Raw genomic sequence first — 7,341 nt, forward strand, 5'->3', positions numbered from 1 at the left:
TATATAATTTAGCAAAAAAGGAGCTTTTTTAGTTATCTAGGACAGCCCCAATATTATATTATAATTAACATAATATATTTATTTTTTAATCGGAAATACTTATGGAAAATATACTTCAGGTAGAAAATTTGAAGATGTACTATCATACTTCTAAGGGATTGGTAAAGGCTATTAATGATATCAGCTTTGAAATAAAAAAAGGCGAAACTTTAGGCATAGCAGGGGAGTCAGGCTGCGGCAAAACTAGTCTTGGTACATCGCTTTTAAGAATGCCGTCAATTCCGGGTAAATATGAGGGAGGAAAAATTATACTTGATAATGAGGATATTATTCCTCTCAAAGAAGAGTATATAAGAAAAAATATCAGATGGAATAAAATATCTATGGTTTTTCAGGGTGCTATGAATTCTCTTACTCCTGTATATACAATAGAAGATCAAATGATAGAAACTATTAACAGACATACTGTTATGAAAAAAACGGATGCATATCAACTTATAGAAGAGTATTTAGAGTATGTCGGACTTCACAGCAGCGTAGCTAAAAGATATCCGCATGAGCTTTCTGGAGGAATGAAGCAAAGGGTAGTTATAGCAGCAGCTTTATTTTTAAAACCTAAACTTATTATACTTGATGAGCCTACCACTGCATTGGATGTTATAGTACAAGCACAGATTATAAATTTATTAAAAAAACTGAAAAGAGATTTTGATTTATCATTTATTTTTATAACTCATGATTTAGCATTAGAAGCTGAGATTTCTGACAGAGTATGTGTAATGTACGGCGGAAAGATTTATGAGATTGCAAGTAATGAAGGCATATATAAAAATGCGAAACACCCTTATACAAAAAGACTTTTAGCAGCAACCCCAAGATTAAATAAATCTGCTGAAAAATTAGAGTTTATAGAAGGCACTCCTCCTGATTTGATAAATCCTCCGAAAGGCTGTATGTTCTATGACAGATGCAAAGAAAGAATAGATAAATGCAAAAATGAAGAGCCTCTATTAAAATATATTGGAAACAGACATTTATGTGCATGTCATTTGATTAATTAGTATTTATATTATTTTTATATTCTTTATAGCTTATATAAGCATTTATTATTTATTTAATAATTATATTCTTAATAATTTAATTAATTTGTTTATGCTATAATAAATTTAAATAGTCAAATTTTATATGCTTTTATTATGATTAATTTTAGTATTTAAATATTCTATAATTCTATAATAATACAAAAATATTTTACTTAAAATGAGTATAGATATAATATTAAAATTATAAAAAATAAATGTATAAAATGTATTATTTTTTATATTCACATTTAATTTAAAATAGTATAACTTTAAATTAATTATATTGTGAAATTGAAATATATTTTTATATGTATATACTATATAGTATTATAAAATATTATAATTAAGGAGTTATTTTATGAAATCAGAAAAAAGCAATCTTTTTACACCTTTAAAAATAGGCAGCCTTGAGATAAAAAACCGTATAGTAATGCCTCCTATGGATCAGTATAGTGCTGAAGATGGATTTGTTAATGATTGGCATTTACAGCATTATGCCGCAAGAGCATTAGGCGGAACAGGTTTAGTTATTGTTGAAGCTACAGGAGTACTTCCTTATGTAAGTTCTATTACAGATGAAGACTTAGCAATATGGGACGATAAATATATTGATGGTTTAAGCAAATTAGTTAATGCTATTAAAAGCAATGGTGCTGCAGCCGGGATACAGATTGTACATGCAGGAAGAAAATGCGAGTCTGTAAAAATTGATAAAATTTATGCCCCTAGTGCTATAGCATTTAATGATAAATATAGAACTCCTGTTGAAATGACTCAAGATGATATTAATGAAGTTATTGATGCATTTGTTAAGGCTGCTTTGAGAGCTAAAAAAGCAGGATTTGATATTATAGAACTTCATGCTGCTCATGGTTATTTAATTTCTACTTTTTTATCTCCATTATCTAATAAAAGAACAGATGAATACGGTAAAAACAGAGCTAAAATTTTAGAAGAGATTTTGAGAAAAGTCAGAGATACATTAGGAAAAGATTATCCTATACAAATAAGGATATCTTCTTATGATTGGAAAGAAGGCGGAAATACTGTAAAAGATTTTGTTGAAATGTTAAAGCCTTTAGAAGAAGATAAATTATTTGATTCTATTAATGTCAGTACAGGTGCTGTAACTTCCGACGGAAAAATCATTCCTTATGAAGGCTATCAAATTCCTTTCTGCAGAGAATTAAAGCAGCATATGAAAGTGCCTTGTATAGGCGGAGGACTTTTAACTGACCCTAAAATGGCTAATATGATAATTAGAAATGGAGCTGCTGATGCTGTATATATTGGAAGAGAGCTTTTGAGAAATCCTTATTGGGCACTTCAGGCTGCTAGAACTTTGGGTATTGATGTGCCGTTTCCTAGACAGTATGAACAGGCTAAAAGATAATTAATAATTTTTGATAAAATATAAAGACTTGATTATGTATTTTTTTCTATGCATAGTCAGGTCTTTTATTTAATGAAATATTATTTATATTTTTAGAAGTTATTATAATTTGCTTCTTGATATATTTTTATTTAATAATAGAATTATAAATTATGAAGGCTGTATTTATTATAATTTTTATCAGTACATTCTATAATATTATATATTCTTTTACTCAAAAAGAGAATGATTTACTTACAGCAGCTGAGAAATCCGATATTATATCAGTTAGAAATATTCTTAATAGTGAAGATGTTAATATTGATATTAAAGACAGATATGGTATTACTCCTTTAATGCATGCAGTATTTAATAATAATATTTATATATTAGAATTGCTTTTAAAAAATAATGCCGACCCGAATATTCAAAATGACAGCGGAAAAACTGCTTTAATATATGCATGCCTTAATTGTGATTTTGATATTATACAAATGCTTATATTGTATAATGCCGATGTTAATATAGCAGATAATTATAAATCTACTGCTTTGATGTATGCATCATGCAGAGATATTAATATTATAAAATTACTGTATGATTCTGGTGCTGATATTAATGCTCAGAATTTAGACGGAAAAACTGCATTGATGTATAATGTTTTATATAAAGCAGATATTAATATTATTAATACTTTTATTTATTTGAATGCTGATATTGATATTCAGGATATTCACGGATATAATGCTTTAATGTATGCTTCTATATTAGATTATAGAAATTTGGTTAAAATATTTATAGAAAATGGTGCGGATATAAATAAAAGAAATAATCATAATAAAACAGCATTAACTATGGCGGAAGAAAATAAAAATTATAAAATGGCTGATATATTAATAAAGTATGGTGCTGTAAGATAATATTATTTTAAGATTAGTTAAATAATATATAATTAATTTACTTTTAATTTACTTCCTCTAATCCTAATAACTTTTTTATTTCTTTATTGTTTATTTTTATTGCTAAATCTACTGCATTTTTATCTATAACTGCATTATTTCTTATAAGTTTTCTGCACATTTCAATATTATTATTTTCTACTGCTAAAGCTAATGGAGTATATCCTCTTTCATCTTCTATATTAACATCAGCATTATTTGATAATAAACTATCAGCTATAAATATATTATTATTTTTTACAGCTATATGAATAGGAGCATATCCATTATCTTTATTATTTAATTTTGACTTTGCATTTATTAAAATATTTGATATTTCGGTATTATTATTTTTTACTGCTATATTTAAAGCTAATTGATTTTTATTATTTAATATATTAACATCCGCATTATATTTTATCAGCATATTTATAACTTCTATATATTCATTTTCTGATTTGCCGGCATTCATTACAGCTAAATGCAATGGAGTATTTCCATCTTTATCTTTTATATTAGGTTCAGCATTTTTGTATAAAAGCAGATTAACGCTTTCAAGTAATTTATTTGAATTATTTTCTATTACATAATGCAAAGAAGTTTGAAAATTTGCATTTGTATTATTTATATCTGCTCCTAATTTTATAAGTTCATTTGCTGCATCTATGGAGCCATTCCCTACAGCATAATGAAGCATAGTATTTGTATCTTTAGTATCTACATCTATGCCTAAATTTCTAACTAAATAATTTATGTTTTCTGCATTATTTCCAATACTTGCATATTTTATTAATGATACAACATCCTCGCTGTTCATAAGAAGATAAATATTTTTATGAAGGTAAAGTTCTAATATTTTAGGATTGGCATATTCGGAGGCTAAAAACTCGCTTCTTGGTTTTTCTTTCATTTGAAAATTAATATTTGCCCCTGACTCTATTAATAATTTTACACTTTCAAAATTTTTATTTACAGCAGCAATATCCATAGCAGAATAATATGAACCGTCTATATAATGATTACTATTTTTTATTTTTGTATTGCTTTCCAAAAGTACATTTAAATCAGTATACGGAGAATTTTTGAGTACATTTATAGAAGCAGTTTGATTATTTTCTGCAGCTATATGTATAAGCGAGAATCCTCTTTCATCTTTTATATTTGGGTTTATATTTTGCGATAATAGGGCTTGTATAGTTCTTGTATCTCCTATCTTTACAGCATTTATCATTTTATTTTCATTTTCTGTTAATGCATAGAGAGTAATAATGTTTATAAATAATGTCATTATTATGATTTTTTTCATATTATTTCCGTTTTGTTAATAAATTGGTATTATGTATACTAATACATTATAATCATCGTTTTTATATTTATTTTTATTATAATTTTTTTATATATTCTTGTATAAATATAAGAATTAAAATATTGAAAAATAGAAAAATATAATATATACTTATGATGATATTCGGAGGTTTTAAAATGTCAAGCATAGAAAGAGATAAAGCTGTTGAATTGTTCAAAAAATATAATGATGAGTATTCATTATTTAAGCATGCATTATCCGTAGAGGCAGTTATGAGATATTTTGCAAGAAAAAACGGAGAAGATGAAGAAGAGTGGGGTATGATAGGGCTTTTGCATGATATGGATTATGAGAAGTATCCTGATGAACATTGCTTTAAAGTAAAAGAGATACTTGAAAAAGAAGGACTTCCTGATAGTTTTATAAGGGCTATTCAAAGTCATGGTTATGGTATATGTACTGATATTGAGCCTTTAAGCAATATGGAAAAGACTTTATATGCAGTTGATGAGCTTTCCGGTTTTATTACTGCATGTGCTTTGGTAAGACCTTCAAAGAGTTTGGAAGATATGGAAGTAAAATCTGTAAAAAAGAAATTAAAAGATAAAGCATTTGCTGCAAAAGTAGATAGAACTGTTATAAATAAGGGTGCTGAAATGCTGGGGATTAATATAGATGAACTTATAAAAGAAACTATAGAAGCACTTATTCCTATACAAGAGAGTATAGGGCTTAATAAAATTTCCTAAATATTAATGGACTTTGGTTATGAGTAAAATAAAGATACTTACGATAGTAGATATGCAAAATGACTATATGGATGGCGGTCCTATGGCTGTTAAGGGTGCAGTTAAACTTGTGCCTATTATAAATGATCTTATAAAAAACGGAGAGTATGATGCTATAATTGCAACTCAGGATTGGCATCCTTCCAATCATATATCTTTTGCCTCAACTCATGAAAAAGAGCCTTTTTCAAAAATAAAAGTTATAGATCAGGATACAGGAGATGAGGAAATAATTACTTTATGGCCCCGTCATTGTGTTGCTAGAACTTATGGTTCTGCTATAGTTGACGGGCTTAGAAAGAAAAGGGATTATATATATGTTCAAAAGGGAGTTGATCCTGATGATGAGGGGAACTCAGGATTTTCTTATATGCATAAAGAGTTTATAGATGCGGCAAGAGAGAATAAAGAAACTTTAATACTTGATTTTGTAGGCGTTTCACTTGATTACTGCGTGTTTCATACGGCAAGAGATACTGCAGAATATGTGGCTTCTATTGATGCTGAATATTTGGTTAGCGTGAATGTGCTTGAATATGCTTCTGCTGCCGTGAATCCTGAATCTATTGAAGCTTTATATATTTCATGTCCTCTTATTAACCTTAAGAAGGTTAGATTATGAAAATTATTAGATTTGACAAAAAAATAAATTTTAACAAAGCCTATATTTATAAAAGTCCTATCGGAGATTTGATAATTACTTCTGATGATAATTATCAGTATATTACTTCATTAGAGTTTAATTTGAATGATAATCATACTATTATTAAAGATGAAGAGCCTTCTATAATAAAAAAAGCAAAAAAAGAATTGGATAATTATTTTTCAAATAGTTTAAAAAAGTTTTCTCTTCCTTTAGCGGTATATGGTACAGATTTTCAATATAATGTATGGATAGAAACTTCAAAAATACCTTTTGGAAAAGTTCTTACTTATTCTGATATAGCAAGAAATGTTTCATATAAAAAAGGCAGTATATCAAGGGCTGTAGGTATGGCAGAGGGAAAAAATAATATAGCTATTATAATACCATGTCATAGAGTTGTAGGTGTAAATAAGAAGCTTACAGGATATGCAGGAGGACTTTATAAAAAAGAATATTTATTAAAGCATGAAGGTTTTGATATATTAGATTCTAAGATTATAATTAAATAAGGTTATTTTCTATGCTTAAAGAATCTTATAAAACAGACAGACTTTTTCTAGTTCAGCCTAATATAAATATGGCAGGTGAAATAGTTGATTTTTATGCTAGAAATAAAAATTTTTTTAAATATTTTGATCCTGAAAGATCTGAACTTTTTTATAAAATTAATACTCATAAAAATATTATAAAAATGGAGCTTGAAGAAATAAAATCTTCAAAAATGCTTAAATTCTGGATTTATAAAAAAGAAGATAAAAAAAAGATAATAGGTATGATTAATTTTGTAAATATTTACAGAGGTGTTTTTTTATCAGCTACTGTAGGTTATAAATTAGATGAAAAAGAACAGCATAAAGGTTATATGACAGAAGCTTTGCATACTGCTGTTATGATAGTATTTGAAGAGCTTAAGCTTCATAGAATAGAAGCTAATATAATGCCTCATAACAAGCTTTCATTAGAATTAGTAAAAAGACTTGGATTTGAATATGAAGGTCTTGCTAAAAAATATTTAAAAATTAACGGCAAATGGGAAGATCATATACATATGACTATTATAAATGATAAAATATAATTTTGTATATAATTACCCATTTTTTTGTATTGACAAAGTATAGTTAATATGTTATAATACCATATATTATGCGAATATTACAATCGACAATCGACAATCGACAATCGACAATCGACAATCGACAATCGACAATC

The 7,341-nt window shown here is 27.1% G+C and carries 8 protein-coding genes; 7 read left to right on the plus strand and 1 reads right to left on the minus strand.

Features of this window, described 5'->3' with window-relative positions; genetic code table 11:
* Window positions 1-101 precede the first annotated feature (101 nt).
* The 3 genes from QZ288_RS04330 (at window position 102) to QZ288_RS04340 (ending at window position 3,374) form a co-directional block, all read left to right on the plus strand.
* The gene (locus tag QZ288_RS04330) at window positions 102-1,061 is read left to right on the plus strand and encodes an ABC transporter ATP-binding protein (protein ID WP_295155440.1); all 960 of its coding nucleotides are present in this window, start codon (window positions 102-104) and stop codon (window positions 1,059-1,061) included.
* Between the two features lie 379 nt (window positions 1,062-1,440).
* Entirely contained in the window at window positions 1,441-2,475 is a 1,035-nt protein-coding gene (locus QZ288_RS04335) for an NADH:flavin oxidoreductase/NADH oxidase (RefSeq protein ID WP_295155443.1), read from the plus strand.
* A gap of 152 nt (window positions 2,476-2,627) precedes the next feature.
* Window positions 2,628-3,374, plus strand: coding sequence for an ankyrin repeat domain-containing protein (locus QZ288_RS04340; protein WP_295155446.1), 747 nt, complete (start codon window positions 2,628-2,630; stop codon window positions 3,372-3,374).
* Between the two features lie 43 nt (window positions 3,375-3,417).
* Here the strand turns inward: QZ288_RS04340 and QZ288_RS04345 are convergent, their stop codons facing one another.
* Window positions 3,418-4,698, minus strand: a complete 1,281-nt coding sequence (locus QZ288_RS04345) for an ankyrin repeat domain-containing protein (RefSeq protein ID WP_295155449.1) — start codon at window positions 4,696-4,698, stop codon at window positions 3,418-3,420.
* A 176-nt stretch (window positions 4,699-4,874) separates the two neighbouring features.
* Between QZ288_RS04345 and QZ288_RS04350 the strand changes: the two genes are divergently transcribed.
* Genes QZ288_RS04350 through QZ288_RS04365 form a run of 4 tightly spaced genes read left to right on the plus strand, consistent with a single transcriptional unit; the run spans window position 4,875 to window position 7,207 of the window.
* Window positions 4,875-5,447 (plus strand): HD domain-containing protein, encoded by a 573-nt coding sequence (locus QZ288_RS04350; protein WP_295155452.1) that lies wholly within the window; start codon window positions 4,875-4,877, stop codon window positions 5,445-5,447.
* 19 nt (window positions 5,448-5,466) lie between these two features.
* Window positions 5,467-6,108: an isochorismatase family protein gene (locus QZ288_RS04355; protein ID WP_295155454.1), complete on the plus strand. Its 642-nt coding sequence runs from the start codon at window positions 5,467-5,469 to the stop codon at window positions 6,106-6,108.
* A complete protein-coding gene (locus QZ288_RS04360) occupies window positions 6,105-6,641 on the plus strand; it encodes a methylated-DNA--[protein]-cysteine S-methyltransferase (RefSeq protein ID WP_295155457.1) in 537 nt (178 codons plus the stop codon). The genes QZ288_RS04355 and QZ288_RS04360 overlap by 4 nt, the downstream gene beginning before the upstream one ends.
* Window positions 6,642-6,652: 11 nt before the next feature.
* A complete protein-coding gene (locus tag QZ288_RS04365; protein WP_295155460.1) occupies window positions 6,653-7,207 on the plus strand; it encodes a GNAT family N-acetyltransferase in 555 nt (184 codons plus the stop codon).
* Window positions 7,208-7,341 lie beyond the last annotated feature (134 nt).

The organism is uncultured Brachyspira sp., from assembly GCF_910578695.1.
Lineage (GTDB): Bacteria > Spirochaetota > Brachyspiria > Brachyspirales > Brachyspiraceae > Brachyspira.

Excerpts from the sequence above, each read along its gene's own strand:
- QZ288_RS04365 (WP_295155460.1), top strand. The coding sequence starts at position 6,653 with ATGCTTAAAGAATCTTATAAAACAGACAGACTTTTTCTAGTTCAGCCT.
- QZ288_RS04330 (WP_295155440.1), top strand. The coding sequence starts at position 102 with ATGGAAAATATACTTCAGGTAGAAAATTTGAAGATGTACTATCATACT.
- QZ288_RS04340 (WP_295155446.1), top strand. The coding sequence starts at position 2,628 with ATGAAGGCTGTATTTATTATAATTTTTATCAGTACATTCTATAATATT.
- QZ288_RS04350 (WP_295155452.1), top strand. The coding sequence starts at position 4,875 with ATGTCAAGCATAGAAAGAGATAAAGCTGTTGAATTGTTCAAAAAATAT.
- QZ288_RS04345 (WP_295155449.1), bottom strand. The coding sequence starts at position 4,698 with ATGAAAAAAATCATAATAATGACATTATTTATAAACATTATTACTCTC.
- QZ288_RS04355 (WP_295155454.1), top strand. The coding sequence starts at position 5,467 with ATGAGTAAAATAAAGATACTTACGATAGTAGATATGCAAAATGACTAT.
- QZ288_RS04360 (WP_295155457.1), top strand. The coding sequence starts at position 6,105 with ATGAAAATTATTAGATTTGACAAAAAAATAAATTTTAACAAAGCCTAT.
- QZ288_RS04335 (WP_295155443.1), top strand. The coding sequence starts at position 1,441 with ATGAAATCAGAAAAAAGCAATCTTTTTACACCTTTAAAAATAGGCAGC.